12 protein-coding genes are annotated in these 15,501 nt (G+C 75.6%); 5 read left to right on the top strand and 7 right to left on the bottom strand.

What is annotated here, in order from left to right:
• Positions 1 to 10: 10 nt before the first annotated feature.
• From ACYVGT_RS10315 to dapF, 4 genes are all read right to left on the bottom strand, one after another.
• Positions 11 to 460: a CPCC family cysteine-rich protein gene (locus ACYVGT_RS10315; RefSeq protein ID WP_460856442.1), complete on the bottom strand. Its 450-nt coding sequence runs from the start codon at positions 458 to 460 to the stop codon at positions 11 to 13.
• Positions 457 to 2,469 carry an ABC transporter family substrate-binding protein gene (locus ACYVGT_RS10320; protein ID WP_460856444.1) on the bottom strand — a complete coding sequence of 671 codons (2,013 nt, stop codon included), beginning with the start codon at positions 2,467 to 2,469 and terminating at the stop codon, positions 457 to 459. The genes ACYVGT_RS10315 and ACYVGT_RS10320 overlap by 4 nt, the downstream gene beginning before the upstream one ends.
• A gap of 103 nt (positions 2,470 to 2,572) precedes the next feature.
• The gene (locus ACYVGT_RS10325) at positions 2,573 to 3,544 is read right to left on the bottom strand and encodes an ABC transporter permease (protein ID WP_460856447.1); all 972 of its coding nucleotides are present in this window, start codon (positions 3,542 to 3,544) and stop codon (positions 2,573 to 2,575) included.
• Positions 3,541 to 4,386, bottom strand: coding sequence for a diaminopimelate epimerase (dapF, locus tag ACYVGT_RS10330; protein WP_460856450.1), 846 nt, complete (start codon positions 4,384 to 4,386; stop codon positions 3,541 to 3,543). Before dapF ends, ACYVGT_RS10325 begins: the two co-directional genes overlap by 4 nt.
• 68 nt (positions 4,387 to 4,454) lie before the next feature.
• Between dapF and miaA the strand changes: the two genes are divergently transcribed.
• Both miaA and ACYVGT_RS10340 read left to right on the top strand, forming a co-directional pair.
• Positions 4,455 to 5,414 (top strand): tRNA (adenosine(37)-N6)-dimethylallyltransferase MiaA, encoded by a 960-nt coding sequence (miaA, locus tag ACYVGT_RS10335; RefSeq protein ID WP_460856452.1) that lies wholly within the window; start codon positions 4,455 to 4,457, stop codon positions 5,412 to 5,414.
• A gap of 360 nt (positions 5,415 to 5,774) precedes the next feature.
• Positions 5,775 to 6,545 (top strand): VOC family protein, encoded by a 771-nt coding sequence (locus ACYVGT_RS10340; RefSeq protein ID WP_460856454.1) that lies wholly within the window; start codon positions 5,775 to 5,777, stop codon positions 6,543 to 6,545.
• A gap of 26 nt (positions 6,546 to 6,571) precedes the next feature.
• On the opposite strand, the gene ACYVGT_RS10345 is transcribed toward ACYVGT_RS10340, so the two are convergent.
• Both ACYVGT_RS10345 and ACYVGT_RS10350 read right to left on the bottom strand, forming a co-directional pair.
• Positions 6,572 to 7,234: a GyrI-like domain-containing protein gene (locus ACYVGT_RS10345; RefSeq protein WP_460856456.1), complete on the bottom strand. Its 663-nt coding sequence runs from the start codon at positions 7,232 to 7,234 to the stop codon at positions 6,572 to 6,574.
• 110 nt (positions 7,235 to 7,344) lie between these two features.
• Positions 7,345 to 8,037, bottom strand: coding sequence for a class III extradiol ring-cleavage dioxygenase family protein (locus ACYVGT_RS10350; RefSeq protein ID WP_460856458.1), 693 nt, complete (start codon positions 8,035 to 8,037; stop codon positions 7,345 to 7,347).
• 270 nt (positions 8,038 to 8,307) lie between these two features.
• On the opposite strand from ACYVGT_RS10350, the gene ACYVGT_RS10355 reads away from it, so the two are divergent.
• Both ACYVGT_RS10355 and ACYVGT_RS10360 read left to right on the top strand, forming a co-directional pair.
• Positions 8,308 to 9,051, top strand: a complete 744-nt coding sequence (locus tag ACYVGT_RS10355; protein WP_460856460.1) for a TetR/AcrR family transcriptional regulator — start codon at positions 8,308 to 8,310, stop codon at positions 9,049 to 9,051.
• A gap of 37 nt (positions 9,052 to 9,088) precedes the next feature.
• The gene (locus tag ACYVGT_RS10360) at positions 9,089 to 10,348 is read left to right on the top strand and encodes a cytochrome P450 family protein (protein ID WP_460856462.1); all 1,260 of its coding nucleotides are present in this window, start codon (positions 9,089 to 9,091) and stop codon (positions 10,346 to 10,348) included.
• Between the two features lie 842 nt (positions 10,349 to 11,190).
• On the opposite strand, the gene miaB is transcribed toward ACYVGT_RS10360, so the two are convergent.
• Positions 11,191 to 12,669 (bottom strand): tRNA (N6-isopentenyl adenosine(37)-C2)-methylthiotransferase MiaB, encoded by a 1,479-nt coding sequence (gene miaB / locus ACYVGT_RS10365; protein ID WP_460856527.1) that lies wholly within the window; start codon positions 12,667 to 12,669, stop codon positions 11,191 to 11,193.
• A gap of 233 nt (positions 12,670 to 12,902) precedes the next feature.
• Between miaB and ACYVGT_RS10370 the strand changes: the two genes are divergently transcribed.
• Positions 12,903 to 15,395 carry a S9 family peptidase gene (locus ACYVGT_RS10370; RefSeq protein ID WP_460856464.1) on the top strand — a complete coding sequence of 831 codons (2,493 nt, stop codon included), beginning with the start codon at positions 12,903 to 12,905 and terminating at the stop codon, positions 15,393 to 15,395.
• Positions 15,396 to 15,501 lie beyond the last annotated feature (106 nt).

The following is a 15,501-nucleotide window of genomic DNA, read 5'->3' on the forward strand; positions in this document are numbered from 1 at the left end:
GCGGCGCAGGCTACTCATCGGCAGCCGGCCGCTGCACCGCCGCGCGCGTCAGGGGTCGCTGCGGAGCCAGAAGTCCGCGCGCCACCAGTAGAGGACGGTCCGATCGGCGGGCCAGGGGGCGGGCGGGCCAGGGGGCGGGCGGGCCAGTAGCGGATTCGAAGCGGTCGCGTCGGGGGTCGATGGGGCGGAAGCCCGGCGCACGGCGCTCGCCGGCGGGCGTGCGGGCGCGGTCGCGGAACCGCAGCTCGGAAGCGCCGGTCGCGGCGTAGGTGCGCTGCGCCTCCACCAGGCTGGGCCGGTTGGCTCCGCCGGCCAGGAAGGGCCAGCGCAGCTGCACCAGGTCGTCCTCCCACCAGCACAGCCGGCAGATCCGATGCGAGCCGGGCGGGTGCGCATGCACGATGTACCCGCAACACGGGCACGGAGTCACCGGTACACCGTCGTCCCCCGCGCCCCTCACTGGTCCAGGAATCCGATGTCCTCGTAGCTGAGGGTGGCGAAGCCTGGGGAGCCGGTGTTGGCGAGGGTGGTGCGGGCGGCGGTGAGTTGGGGGCGCTGGTAGAGGGGGAGGGTGTGGCCGGCGTTCCAGAGGAGGCGGTCGGCGCGGTCGAGGGCGGTGCGGGCGGCGTCGGGGTCGAGGGCGGAGAGGGCGTCTTCCAGGGAGGCGTCGATCTCCGCCGAGGCGATGCGGCCGACGTTGGCGCGCCAGTTGGGGCCGCCGGCCGCGGTGGGCGGGCCGTCGGGCGGGGAGGCCCACTGGTCCATCGAGCCGACCAGCGGGTAGGCGCCGCCGACGGTCACGAAGGCGACCAGGTCGTACTCGCCGGGGATGACGTAGCGGGAGAACAGCTCGTCGCCGCCGACCGGCACGATGTCCACACCGACGCCGATCTCGGCGAGCATGCCCTGGATCAGCTCGGCCTCCTGCTGGGCGGGGGCGAAGCCGCGGGGGACCACGAAGCGCAGTTCGAGGGGGTCGCCGTCGGCGTTGCGGCGCACGGGGGCGTCGTCCGGCGAGCCGCCGTCCTTGCCGGCGCCGCCGGGCAGCCGCCAGCCGGCCTCGTCGAGCAGCGCGCGGGCCCGTTCGGGGTCGTAGGCGCCCCATTCCGCGGCGCCGCCCGCACCGACCGCGCTCCCGCCGCCCTCGGAGCCGCTGGGACCGCCTCCAGAGCCGCCCTCTGCGCCCGCACCGGCGCCGCCGGCCGGCTCGCCGCCCGCGCCGCCGGACCCCGCTGTGCCCGCGCCGCCGCCGGATTCCGGTGCGTCGCCGCCCCCGGCCGGTCCGTCCTGCCCCTCTGCCGGGGCCCGGCCTTCGTCAGCACCGGCCCCGTTTCCGGAGGGATCGGAGTGGCCGGGGCCGCCGCCCTTCTCCGAGGGTGACGGGGCGGGGGTTCCGGTCCAGGGGGCGCCCTTGAGGACGAAGCGGTGGTCCAGCGGCTCGTCCTGCCAGCCCACCCCGCTCAGCGCCGCGTCGGCGACGGCGGTCCGGTCGATCCCCAGGAACACCGCGTGCCGCGCGCGCACATCCTCCAGCCGGGGGCTCTCACCGTTCAGCGTGAGGTGGCGGTAGTCGGCGCCGAGCGCGGTGCGCACCTCCCCGTCGCCGGCCGCGGCGGCCTTCTCGTAGTCGGCGGCGTCCAGCGGCAGGGTATAGGTGTCGATGTCGCCGTCGCGGAAGGCGGTGGACAGGGCCGGGGCGTCCATGGCGCGGAAGACGATGCCGTCCAGCTTGGCCGGCTCGCCCCACCAGTCGCCGGACCGGACCAGGCTGATGGTCTGGCGCGCCGTGTCGATGCCGTCGAACGCGAACGGGCCGGCGGTGACGGGGATGTCGCCCTGGAAGGCGTCGGCGAACTGGTCCGGGTCGCTGGCGTAGCGCGCCGGCAGGAGCGGCGCGAACAGGGCCGGGTACTCGGAGAACGGTTCGTCGAAGACGACCCGCACCTCGAAGTCGTCGGCGCCGCGCTCGACCGCGGCGATCCGGTCGTAGCCGATCGAGCCGGCCACCGGGAACCCTTCGCCGACGCCGGAGAGCGCGCGGGCGGTGGCCCGGTAGTCCTCCCAGTCGACCGGCGAGCCGTCGGACCACTGGGCGTCCGGATTGAGCTCAAGGGTCAGGACCTGCTGCCCCCGCTCGGTGCCGGTGTCGGCGGAGAGGACGTAGTCGGGGTCGGGCCGCGGCCCCTTCTCCGCGTCCACCTCGAAGGGGCGCGGCAGCACGGCCTCGGCGACGGTGCTGACCGTGACCGTGCGCCCGTCGGGGTGGTGCGGGTTCCACTGCGCGGGGAAGTCGTTGACGCCCCAGTCGAGGGTGCCGCCGTCCGCGATATCGCCGCGGGGCGCCGGATTGACGTCGACCACCGCGGCATCCTCCGGCCGCTGCGGCTCAGCTCCGGGCGAGCAGCCGGCGGCGGCGAGCACGGCGGCGCAGGCCAGGGCCGGTATCCCGCGCACCCGGTGGAGTCGCATCCGGCCCTCCTCTCCCGTGGACCGCCCGAGGGCCATGAGTCCCCGAGCGCACGAATGCCGCTAAAGGAACAATTGGGAAAGCTTACTGGCACGGGGCGGGGCGTCAGGCCCTGACCCGGGGATCCAGCGCGACGCGTGCGGCATCGGCCGCCGCGCCGGCGCCCGCCACGCACACGGCAGCGAACAGGCAGACCGCCGCGGCCGAGTTCGCGTCCCCCGCCTCAATGGCGCTGATCAGCATCGATCCCACTCCGTGCCGGCCGAACACCTGCTCGGCGAAGACCGCGCCGGTGAACAGGCCCGCCGCACAGTAGGACGCGTAAGTGACCGCGGGGATGACCGAGGACCGCAGAACGTGCACCGCCACCGCCCGGCGGAGCCGGAGGCCCTTGGCCCGCGCGGTCCGGACGTACTCGGCGCCCATCTCGGCGCGCATGACCGACTCCTGGTAGCGGCCGAGCACCGCGGCCAGCGGCAGGGCCAGCACCAGCGCGGGTAGTACGGCGTAGCGCAGCTGCTCGCCGGGCGGGGCACCGGCGTCCGCCTCGCCGGCCGCCGGGAGGATCTGCATCCCCGCAGCCCCGTTGAGCAGGAGCGCGCCCGCTTGCAGAACGGCGGCGATGACCACCGGCGGCACCGAGATGAGCACCATCGCGGCGGCGGACGCGGCAGCCGGACCGCGGGACCCGGGGCGCGCGGCCGCCCAGGCGCCGGCGCCCACTCCGGCCAGGATGCCCAGCACGGCGCCGCCGCTGACCAGCCGCAGGCTTGCGCCGGCGCCTTCGCCCAGGGCCTCCCCGACCGGGCGCCCGTCCGAGGCGGTGCCCAGGTCGCCGGAGAGGACGCCGCCGGCCCAGACCAGGTAGCGGTCGGCCAGCGGGGTGTCCGGGTGCAGGTTGCGCTCGACGAGCAGGGCGTCGACCTGGCTCTGCGGCGGAGGCGGCTGCTGTGCGGCGTATCCGCCCCGCGGGTCCAGGACCGCCGCGCACAGGAGGTAGGCGCAACTGGCCGCGGCGGCGATCAGGGCGAGGCGGCCGGCCAGTCGGCGCAGCAGGAACCGCGCCGCGGGTCTCACTCCGGGCGGACGTCGCCCTCGGCGACGATCACCGCAGGGCCGCGCAGCCGCGCGCCGCGGGCGTCCAGGTAGACCGTGCAGACGCCGCCCGGCACCCGGACCCTCCAGGTGGCGGCCGTGCCTTCGGGGTCGCCGGCAGCGGCTGAGGCGGCGACGGCGGCGGCGACGATGCCGGTGCCGCACGACCGCGTCTCGCCGGAGCCCCGCTCGTGCACGCGCATGTCGATCCGGCCGGGCCCCGCGGGCCGCACCAGTTCGAGGTTGGCGCCGTCGGGGAAGTCAGCGGCCGGGTAGGCGGGGGCGCCGGACAGGTCCAGCCCCTCAAGGTCCGCGCCCGCGTCGAGCAGCACGGCCAGGTGCGGGTTACCCACGGAGATGCGCAGGCCTTCCAGGGCGGCGCCGGCGAGCTCCGCCGAGGAGCCGCCGAGCACCTCGGGGCGGCCCATGTCCACGGTGATCTCGCCGTCGGCCTCGACCGAGGCGGGGCGCAGCCCGGCGCGGGTGCCCACGTCGACGCGGTCGCCGCTGGCCAACCCGGATTCCAGCAGGTAGCGGGCGAAGACGCGCACGCCGTTGCCGCACATCTCGGCGATGCTGCCGTCGGCGTTGCGGTAGTCCATGAACCACTCGGCCTGCGCCGACGACGCGGCGCGCGCGGGGAGGTCCGCACCGAGGGCCGCGGTGCGCACGACGCGGAGCACGCCGTCCCCGCCGATGCCGGCGCGGCGGTCGCACAACCGGGCCACCAGCTCGGGAGTGAGGTCGAGCGCGCCGTCGGGGTCGGGAAGAATCACGAAATCGTTCTCGGTTCCGTGGCCTTTGGCGAAACGCATGCGAATCATCTTAGGCGCCGGTGGCAGCCTTGGGTGCCGTGTCCGAAAGGACCGGTGTGCGCTGCCAGACTGTGAGGATGTGCAGTGCTCAGAACCCGCGCGCCGGCGCGGGCGCACCCGTGGTTTCGGTCGTCGGCCCCACCGCCGCCGGGAAGTCCGACCTGGCCGTGGATATCGCGCTGGCGCTCGGCGGGGAGATCGTCAACACCGACTCCATGCAGCTCTACCGCGGGATGGACATCGGCACCGCGAAGCTCTCCGCAGCCGAGCGCCGCGGCGTGCCGCACCACCTGCTGGACGTGTGGGAGGTGACCGAGCCCGCCGACGTCGCCCGCTTCCAGCGGATGGCGCGCGAGCGGGTGGACGCGCTGCGCGCGGCCGGCACCGTTCCGGTACTGGTCGGCGGCTCGGGGCTGTACGTCCGGGCGGTCCTGGACCACATGGAGTTCCCCGGTACCGACCCGCAGATCCGGGCGCGGCTCGACGCGGAGCTCGCCGATCGGGGCCCGGCCGCGCTGCACGCCCGGCTGGCCGAGCGGGACCCGGCTGCGGGAGCGGCGATCCTGCCGAGCAACGGGCGGCGGATCGTCCGCGCGCTGGAGGTCGTGGAGCTGACCGGCCGCCCGTTCACCGCGACGCTGCCGTCGCACACCTCCGCCTATCCGGCCGCGCAGATCGGCCTGAAGGTGCCCCGCCCGGTGCTGGATGAGCGGATCGCGCTGCGCGTGGACCGCATGTGGGAGCAGGGCCTGATCGACGAGGTCCGGGCGCTGGCCGCGCGCGGCCTGGCGGACGGGCGCACTGCGTCGCGCGCGCTCGGCTATGCGCAGGTGCTCCGCTTCCTGGAGGGTACGGCGACCGAAGAGGAGGCCCGGGAGGAGACGGTGCGCGGCACCCGCAAGTTCGCCCGCCGCCAGGAGGCGTGGTTCCGCCGCGACCCGCGCATCCACTGGCTTGCTTTCGACGCGCCCGACCTGACTGGTCGCGCACTGGAGCTGATCGCCCGGGAGCGTGCGGACTCCGCGTCGGCACGCTGAGCGGAACGGTGCCCCGCGGGCCGCTGCCCTCCCGCGGCCGGAGCGGCACCCGCCCATCGGCGCGCCAGCGGCACGGCCGGCCTTCTGCAGGACCAGCGGCTCGTCCCGGGCCGCAGCAGCGGCCGCCGCGGGGCACGGCGGCAGGCGCGCGGACCGGGGCGGCTGCAGCCAGTCCCCGCCCGCGCCCGGGATCGGGCGAGCGGAGCCGCGCCGCGCCGGCACGGACGCTCCGCCCCGGTCGGACGCCGGCGGAAGTGCCCTTCCGCCCGCGCCGCGGATGACTCGGCCGCGGCCAGAGCTTGACGGCCCCTTGGTGGCGCGCACCGGGGTGGCGTACCCCCAAAAGGGCACAATCGCGCCATGACGACCACGGTCGAATACCCGTCCGGGGCTCCGGCATGGTCGGAGGCGTCGGTCACCGACGTCGGCCGGGCCGCCGCGTTCTACGGCGCCCTGCTGGGCTGGGGGTTCACCGGCGGCAGCTACACCCTCGCGACGGTCGGCGGCCGCCGCGTCGCCGGGCTCACCACGGCTGCCTCGCCGGGGCTGGCGCCCTGCCCGTCGCCGGGTCCGCACTGGACGGCCCATCTGCGCACCATCGACCTGCGGGCGTCGCTCGGGGCGGTCAGCGGTCTCGGCGGCACCGTGCTGGAGGGGCCGCGCAGCGTGGCCGGCCTGGGCACCCGCGCGCTGGTGCACGACCCCGCGGGCGCGGTCTTCGCCCTGTGGGAGCCCGGAGACGTGGCCGGCGCGGAGGCGTTCGGCGTGCCCGGTGCCCCGATGTGGGCCGAGGTGACCAGCGCCGACGCCGCGCGGACGACCTCGTTCCTGGTCAGGCTCTTCGGGTTCGAGCCGGAGCGGGTGTTCGGGCCGGACTATGTGGCGCTGTACAGCTCCGGCGTGCCGGTGTGCGGCGTCGTGGCCGCACCGCTGGGCGGCGGGGTGGCGTCCGGGCCGGGTGCGTGGCTGCCGTTCTTCGCGGTGGCCGACGCCCAGGCCGCCGCGGAAGCGGCCGTGCTGGGCGGCGGTGCGGTGCTGCAGCCCCCGGGGGCCGGGGCTTACGGCCGCTGGGCCCTGCTGGCCGACCCGGACGGCGCGCGCTTCGCGGCCTTGGAGGCGCCGGCACTTTAGCCTCCGGGGCCGGCGCTGGGCACAGGTCAGCGGGCCTGCGCCGCCCCTTCCCGGATTTCCCCGATCCGCTCGACCGGCTGGCGCAGGATGGTGCGGAGCCGCTCCGGTGCGGTGCGACGGGCGTCGCTGAGGTAGATCTCGTGGTGCCGCCCGGTCATCCGCAGCCGCTCGCCGGGGATGCAGTCCCCATTGGGGAGCCCTTCGTGCAGGGCGCGGAGGACCGGCGCCTCGTCGTCGTAGGAGCCGACGTGCAGCGTCTGCACCGACAGGCCCTCGCGGTAGCGCTCCAGGCGGACCTGGCCGACGGGGGCCCCGGTGGTGACCGCAGCGCGCGCCTCGACGAGGTCGTCGGCGGTGATCCAGTCCGGGACCATGTTCATCAGCGTCCAGCTCCACCGGGACTTGTCTCGCGCCGAGGTGAACGCGGCCATGTCCTCGGCCCACCACAGGGCTTCCAGGGGCATGACGCCGTAGTCGCGGCCGCGCGCCTTGCTCGCGAACTTCAACTTGTAGGCGAGCGGGTAGACCGCCTCGATCGCCGCCGACCAGGACCGCGCGGTGTTCGGGTCGCCGTGCCCGTCGGCCATGAGGTATTGCAGCGGCGCCACGTCCACGAGGGAGAACACTCCGGACCGCGCCGAATAGGCGGCGATCTCCCGTTTGAAGTCGGTCTTCGGCTGCGGCGGCACGGGCCCCTCCCTCGCGCGGCCGCCTCCGGCGGGCGGGCGCGCCGCGAGCCTAGCCGGAGGCTGTGCCATCCGGCGCCCGGCCGCGCGGCCGGGGCCGAACGCGGCGCCGGTCAGCTCCAGGAGGCGACGAAGTAGCCGACGCCGTAGGGCGCGGTGTCGGCGAGCAGCTCGCCGGAGAGCCCGGCTTCCCGGCCGGCCCCGGCCAGGACCTGCCACGCGGGGCGCCCGGCGGCCATGAGTTCGGCGGAGTCGGCCGGTTCGAGGGCCAGCAGCGCGGAAGCGTCGGCGTCCTTGAGCGCGGCGGCGACCGCGGCATCGTGGACGTCGGCCCGCGGATCGGGTCGGCCGGGCGAGGCGGGCGGGCGGCGCGCGCTGCCGTCTCCGAGTACGAGCAGGGCCACCCGGGGCGCCAGGGCGGCCAGGCCCGCGCCGAGCAGCCCGCAGACCGCGGTCGGCGTGTCTCCGGCGAGCTCCAGGTAGCGGTGCGGACCCAGCCCGGAGCGCTCTGCCAGCCAGCGGCCGATGAGCAGCGCGGGCGGCAGCGCAGCGCCGCCGGCCGCGTCTCCGGGGCCGATCTGCACGTCCGCGCCGAACGGCGCGAGGCTGCCGCCGGCGTCCGGGCCGTGCAGGTGGACGCGGCCGCCCGCACCGACGGCAACGAGCACGTCGGGCCGCGCCGCGGCAAGCGCATCCACGGCAGCGGCGCACTGCGCGCGCAGGCCATCGAGTTCCGGGGCGGCGCCCCGGGCAAGTTCGGGCACCAGGAGCGGCGGGTGCGGGCACACCGCGGCAGCGATCAGCATCGCCCCACCTTAGGGCGTCTCCGGCGGGTGGCGTCCGGCTGCGGCCCCCCGGTGGCCTCCCGCGGCGCTCGCGGGCGGCCACCCGCCCTGACCGCAGATGAACCGCGGCGCCCCCCGGAGCCGCCGGGTTGGTGACGGCTGTGTGGCGGCACCGGGGTGGACAGCGGCGCGGTCCGGTCCGTAGCGTTGTGACTGGTTGACCAATTCGGCAGAAACGGTCACTCGGTCACGCGGGACGCCGCAACCGGGCGGCCCCGGGAACGGAGTGGAATGGCGGAGCACCGCACCCAGGACCAGCAGGGCGGCCGCAGCGCAGCGCGGCGGCGGGAGCGCGTCGAGCGCATCGTCGCCGCCGCGGGCGAGCTGATGGGGTCGCTCGGGTACCAGCGCGTCTCGATGGGGGACGTGGCCCAGCGGGCCGGCATCGGCAAGGGGACGGTGTACCTGCACTTCCCCTCCAAGGAGGACCTCTTCCTGACGGTGCTGCTGTCCACCCAGGCCCGGCTCGCCGACGGCCTGGTCGCCATGGTCCGGGACGACGCGCGCAACGTCCTGCCGAGCCGGCTCGCGGCCGAGTTCCACACGCGCATCACCGCCGACCCGCTGATCCACGCCGTCGTCTTCGGCGACACCGCGACGCTGGGCACGCTGGTCCGCTACGCGGTCCAGGAAGTCGGCGGCCTGATGGGCGAGCGGCAGGCCGCGCTGCGCGAGCACTTCACGGCGCTGCACCGGCGCGGACTGATCCGCTCCAGCTCCGGCACGCCGGACGACGTGCTCACCTCCTTCTCCGCGGTCCTCACCGGGTTCCTCGTCTACCCCGGCATCAACCCGGCCGGGCCGGTACCGGAAGCCGGCGTCGCCCGCCTGCTGGAGGCCACCGTCCGCGACGCCTTCGAGACTCCCGACCCCGCGCCGGACGCGCTGCGCGCCGTGGCCGATGCGGTGGTCCCCGCCTACGCGCACGTCATCGACCTGCTGCACACCGAGATCGACCGCCGCCTGCTCAGCTGATCCGCCCCGCGCCGCGGGGCCCACCGGAAGGACAGCCATGGAAGCCCTCGCAGAGCCGTTCGACCTGATGTCGGCCGAAGCCGCCGCGGACCCCCGCAGCTTCTACGCGCGGATGCGCGCCCACGGCCGGACCGCACCCGCCACCATCCCGTTGAGCGGGGAGCGCCTCACCGCCATCACCCGCTACGAGGACGTGCGCGCCGTCCTGTCCCACCCGCGCATGCTGAACAACCCGGCGCCGCTGGTGGAGGAGGGCACAGCGGAGAACGTGCGCCGCAAGATCCTGGCCGCCTTCGGGCTGGGCGAGGAGTACGCGCCGTACCTCATCGACGCCAGCATCCTCGACATGGATCCGCCCGACCACACGCGCATCCGGAAGCACGTGTCGCGGACCTTCACCGTCCGGCGGGTCAGCGCGCTGCGGCCGCGGGTGGAGGAGATCGCCGCCGGACTGCTCGACGCCCTGCCCGATCGGGCCGAGAACGGCACCGTGGACCTCCTCGAAGAGTTCGCCTACCCGCTGCCGATCACCGTCATCTGCGAGCTGGTCGGCGTACCCGAAGAGCAGCGCCCCGCCTGGCGGGAGGCAGGGCGCGGGCTCTCCTCCGGCGCGCCGGGCACCATGCAGAAGGCGATGGTCGCCCTCGTCGAACAGGCGCGCGCACTCGTGGAGCTGTGCCGCGCGCACCCGGGGGACGGCCTGGCGAGCGCCCTGGTGCGCACCCGGGACGAAGACGGCGACCGGCTGAGCGAGACCGAGCTGGTGTCGATCCTGCTCACCCTGGTGCTCGCCGGGCACGAGACGACCGCCAACCTCATCGCCAACGGCACGGCCGCGCTGCTCACCCATCCCGAGCAGCGGGAGCTGCTGCAGCACGACCGCGAGCTGGACCAGCGGGCCGTCCACGAGCTGATGCGCTGGTGCGGGCCGATCCTGGGGACCCGGACGCGCTATCCGGCCGAGGACATCGAGATCGACGGGCTGCGGCTGCCGCGCGGCGGCCCGCTGGTGGCACTGCTCGGTGCGGCCAACTGGGACCCGGACGTGTTCGACGACCCCGGCCGGCTGGACCTGACCCGGGAACCGGCGGGCCGCCGCGAGACCCACGTCGGCTTCAGCCACGGCCCGCACTACTGCCTCGGCGCGGCCCTGGCCCGCCAGGAGGGCGAGGTGGCCTTCCGCGGCCTCCTCGACCGCTACCCGGACCTGTCCCTGGCCGTGGACCCGGGCGACCTGCGCCGCGCCCAGCTCCCCCTCATCCACCGCCTGAAGGAGCTCCCGGTCCGGCTGGGATAGCAGCCACCGCACAGGGGCACGAAGGCGGTACGGCGTCTCGGACCGCAGGCCGGTGCGTCGCCGCGGCAGGGCGCCGCCTCGCAGCCCGCCCTCCTTTGCCGCTCCGGGCAACCGGATGCGGTTGCCCGGCCACGGCCTCTCTCGAAGCCCGGGGCGCGACCGGCGGTGCCGGGTGCCGACCGAGCCGCACACGGACACCGAGGAGTGCGGGCGGGGCGCAGCCGCAATCCGCGCGCCGGGCAGGTGCCGGCCCCGTCGACGTCAGCGCCCATCGGCCCGGCACATTCCGACCGGCCCGGCACAGCGCTCCACAGCGCCGGCGCCCACCCAAGCGCACCGGCCGCACGGGACCGACTCGATCCCCGCATTGCCGGGGAGAGGCTGCGGCACGCGAAGGGATCGGGAACCCGCGACGGAAACGGACTCCGGCCGCCGCCTCCGGGGAGCGGCCCCGGCGCCAGCGGGACAGAGGCAGCGGGCGCCCGTGCACCGGACCGTTCGGCGTGTGCCGCTCGGACCGGCCGCACTCGGCCGTGTCGGACCCGGGTGCCGGCGCGGCGCGGCCGCCATCACGGCGCGTCAACGCGATGCGGGCCGACCGGCTCGGGCGCCCGCGGTCCGACCGCGGGCGCCCGAGCCGCTGCAGGTGCCTCCGCCGGACTCGGCGGCGCCGCGGGTCCGGGCGTGTCGGGTGGATGGCGTTCGTCGCGAGCGGTGTCGGCGGTGCACCATCGCAGGGCCGGCGAAGGAGTCAGGGCGGGTTTTCCCGGCCGACTACGGAGAACTCAGCGAGGGGCGTGCCCGGGCGGCGCAGAGCAGGACAGCTGTCCGCCCGGTACGCCCTAGGCGTCGCAGCAGCCGCCGGCGGGCTGGGCGGGCAGCGGCTCGGGGGCTCCGACGCCGGGCATGCCGAGCAGCACCCCCGGGGACGCGCCCTCCGCCTCCGGCGGGCGGCCGTTGCGGGCGGCCCAGGCGTCGCCGGCGCGGGTACGGCGCAGCTCGAGGATGCCGGAATCGGCCACCAGGTGGTGCGGAGCGCCGTAGGTGATGCCGACCTTGACCATGTCGCCGGGCCGCGGCTCCGGAGCGCCCTCCTCGACCGCGAAGTGCACCAGCCGGTTGTCGGGCGCGCGACCGGACAGCCGCCGCCGCTCGCCGTCCTTGCGGCCTTCGCCCTCGGCGACCAGCAGCTCGGTCTCGCGGCCGACCAGGCGGGCGTTCTCCTCGGCGGAGACCTCCTCCTGCAGCGCGATCAGCCGCTCGTACCGCTCCTGGACGACCTTCTTGGGCACCTGGCCGTCCATGTCGGCGGCCGGCGTGCCGGGGCGGGGCGAGTACTGGAAGGTGAAGGCCGACGCGAACCGCGACGCGCGCACCACCTCCAGCGTCTCGGCGAAGTCCTCCTCGGTCTCGCCGGGGAAGCCCACGATGATGTCGGTGGTGATGGCCGCCTCCGGCATCGCCTCGCGGACCCGCTCCACGATGCCCTGGAAGCGCTCGCGCCGGTAGGAGCGGCGCATGGCCTTCAGCACCCGGCTGGACCCCGACTGGAGCGGCATGTGCAGCTGCGGCATGACGTTCGGCGTCTCGGCCATCGCGGCGATGACGTCGTCGGTGAAGTCGCGGGGGTGCGGCGAGGTGAAGCGGACCCGCTCCAGCCCTTCGATCTCCCCGCAGGCGCGCAGCAGCTTGGAGAACGCCTGGCGGTCGCCGAACTCGGCGCCGTAGGCGTTGACGTTCTGGCCGAGCAGCGTGATCTCGCTGACGCCCTCGCCGACCAGGGCGCGCACCTCGGCGAGGATGTCGCCGGGCCGCCGGTCCTTCTCCTTGCCGCGCAGCGACGGCACGATGCAGAACGTGCAGGTGTTGTTGCACCCGACCGAGACCGACACCCAGGCGGCGTAGGCCGACTCGCGGCGGGTGGGCAGGGCGGACGGGAACGCCTGCAGCGCCTCCTCGATCTCCACCTGCGCCTCGGCCTGCACCCGCGAGCGCTCCAGCAGCGCCGGCAGCGAACCGATGTTGTGCGTACCGAAGACGACGTCCACCCAGGGGGCGCGCCGGACGATCTCGCCGCGGTCCTTCTGCGCGAGGCAGCCGCCCACGGCGATCTGCATCTGCGGGTGCGCGTCCTTCACCGGGCGCAGGTGCCCGAGGTTGCCGTAGAGGCGGTTGTCCGCGTTCTCCCGGACCGCGCACGTGTTGAAGACGATGACATCTGCGGTGCTGTCCTGGGCTGCGCGCTCGTACCCCGCGTCCTCCAGCAGACCGGACAGGCGCTCGGAGTCGTGGACGTTCATCTGGCAGCCGTAGGTGCGCACCTCGTAAGTACGACTCTGGCTCACCCGTTCAGGCTAGGGCATGCTCAGCGGACAACTGCCCTCGCGCGCGAAGCCCCGCGGCGCCGAGCCCGCACCCCCCGCGCGCCGGGCCCGGCAGACAATACGGAACATCCACTCGCGCCGCCGCAGACCGGCGCATCGCGATGCGCACCGCCCGCACGACCACTAAGGTCGTCATGTACCTCTTTTCCCCGCGAACGCAGAGACCCCTCATGACCGATCGAGTGACGGCCCCCCACGGCGCCTGGCCATCGCCCATCGCAGCCAGCGACGTCGCCCGAGGAGTGCGGCGGCTGGGGTTCCCCTCAGCTGTCGGCCAGGAGATCTGGTGGGAGGAGGCCCGCCCGGCGGAGGGCGGGCGCACCGCTGTGCTGCGCCGGGACGCCGACGGCACCGTGCACGAGCTCCTCCGGCAGCCGTGGAGCGCGCGCACGCGCGTCCACGAGTACGGCGGCCGGTCGTTCCTGCCGGTCCCCGCGGCCGACGGCGGCTCCCAGGGGCACGGCATCGTCTTCAGCAACGCCGGCGACCAGCGCCTCTACCTGCTGGCGCGGGGCGCTGCAGAGCCGCTTCCGCTCACCCCCGAGCCGGACGCGCCCGCTGCCCTGCGCTACGCCGATCCGGCGCTGTCAGCCGACGGAGCGGCGGTGGTGTGCGTGCGCGAGCGGCACGCCGCCGACGGCGGGGTGGATCGCGCGATCGTCTCCGTCCCGCTCTCCGGACGGGCTGCATCCGACGCCGGCGCCGTGACCGACCTGGTCACCGGCGCCGATTTCTTCTCCTCCCCCACCCCGTCGCCCGACGGAGCCCACCTCGCCTGGGTCGCCTGGAGCCACCCGCGGATGCCGTGGGACGGCACCGAGCTGCGCGTGGGCCGGCTCTCCGGCGGCACCGAGTCGCCCGTCACCGCGGCCTACACGCTCAAGGGCGGCGTGTCGGAGTCGGTGCTGCACCCGCTGTGGATCGCCGCGAACCGGCTCTGCTTCGTGTCCGACTGGCCGGGGTTCTGGAACCTCTACGAGATCGGCCTCACCGGCCAGGCGATCGCGCTGTACCCGGAGGAGGCCGAGTACACGCCCGGCCCGGCGCTGCTCGGCACCCGCCCGTGCGTGCGGCTCGACGACGGCCGCCTCGTGGTGCTGCGCGGCGACGCCGACCTCACGCCCGCCGTCTACGACCCGCAGACGCTGGAGCTCGAACCGCTGGACACCCCGTTCTCCAGCTGGCAGACGCTCAACAGCGACGGCACCACCGTCGTCGGCATCGCTGCGGGCCCGCGCACGCCCGCGAGCCTGGTGCGCCTCGACCCCGGCTCCGGCCGGGTGTGGACCCTGCGCGGCTCGCACGACGACCTGCCCGACCCCGACTACCTCCCGGCCCCGCGCCGGGTGGAGGTGCCCGGTCGGTTCGGCGGCACGGTGCACGCCAACGTCTACCCACCGACCAACCCCGCGGTGCAGTCCGAGGGACCGGCCCCGTACGCGGTATGGGTGCACGGCGGCCCGATCGCGCGCTCCACCACTGAGCCCGACCTCGCCAAGGCGTACTTCACCAGCCGCGGCATCGGCGTGATCGACGTCAACTACAGCGGCTCGATCGGCTTCGGCCGCACCTACCGCGACCGGCTGCACGGCATGTGGGGCATCGTCGACGTGGAGGACGCCGAAGCGGCCGCGCTGGCGCTGGCCGAGGAGGGCGACGCCGACGCCGAGCGGCTCGCCGTGCGCGGCGGCAGCGCCGGCGGCTACACGTCGCTGGTCGGCGCCACCGGCGAGGTGTTCGCCTGCGCGGTGTCCCGCTACGGGGTGGCCGACCTGCTGCGGCTGGCGGCCGAGACGCACGACTACGAGTCGCGCTACCTCGACTCCCTGGTCGGCCCGCTGCCCGGCTACAAGGCCACCTACCGGGAGCGCTCGCCGATCCACCGCGCCGGCCAGGTCCGGGTTCCGATCCTGCTGCTGCAGGGCACGGCCGACCCGGTGGTGCCGCGGGCGCAGGCCGCCGAGTTCGCGACGGCGCTCGCCGAGCACAGCGTGCGGCACGCCCTGATCGAGTTCCCCGGCGAGGGGCACGGGTTCGCCTCCGCCGACGCCGTCGAGCGAGCCCTCGAAGCCGAGCTGGCGTTCTACGGCGAGGTGTTCGGCTTCAGCCCGCCCGGCGTTGCGCCGGTGGAGCTGGTGACCGACTACCCCGACCTGGAGCTGGTGGCCGAGCCGCTGCCGGACCTGGACGAGGCCGAGCTGGCCGGGCCGGGAGCGGACGCAGCCGCCCCGGGCGGTGCCGGCGCCGACCCTGCCCCTGCCGCGGAGCAGGCCGGCGCAGGAGCGCCCGGCGCCGAGGGCAGCGAGGGCGGGGCCGCCGGCGCAGCACCCGGCAGTGCAGCGGAGGGGGCCGAAGAGCCCCCGGACAGCGCCGGCGGGGACACCGGCGCGGAGCCGGACGGCGCAGTGCGGCCGGCGCAGAGCGCGGGGCCGGGGTTCGCCCCGCCAGAGCCCGCAGAGCCGGCCCCGCAGGCCCCGGAGACACAGCAGGCCCCGCAGGAGGAGGCTTCCGGCGACCGGCACAACCTGATCCCGTGGGACCGCAGTACCGAGGAACCGCCCACCACCGCCTACCTCGCCCCGACGCGCCCGATCACCGCGCCGCAGGACTCCCGCCGCACCACCGCTGAGCCGATCTGGCCCGACCGGGGCGGGAAGGCGTAGGAACCCGCAGCTTCACGCGCCGGCCGCGCTTCCGCGGTCCGGCCCGCCGTACTCGGCCGGGTACGGCGCCCCCGCCGATCGTCCGCTCGGCGCCCGCCGGTCCGGC

This window comes from Nocardiopsis coralliicola (assembly GCF_054779695.1).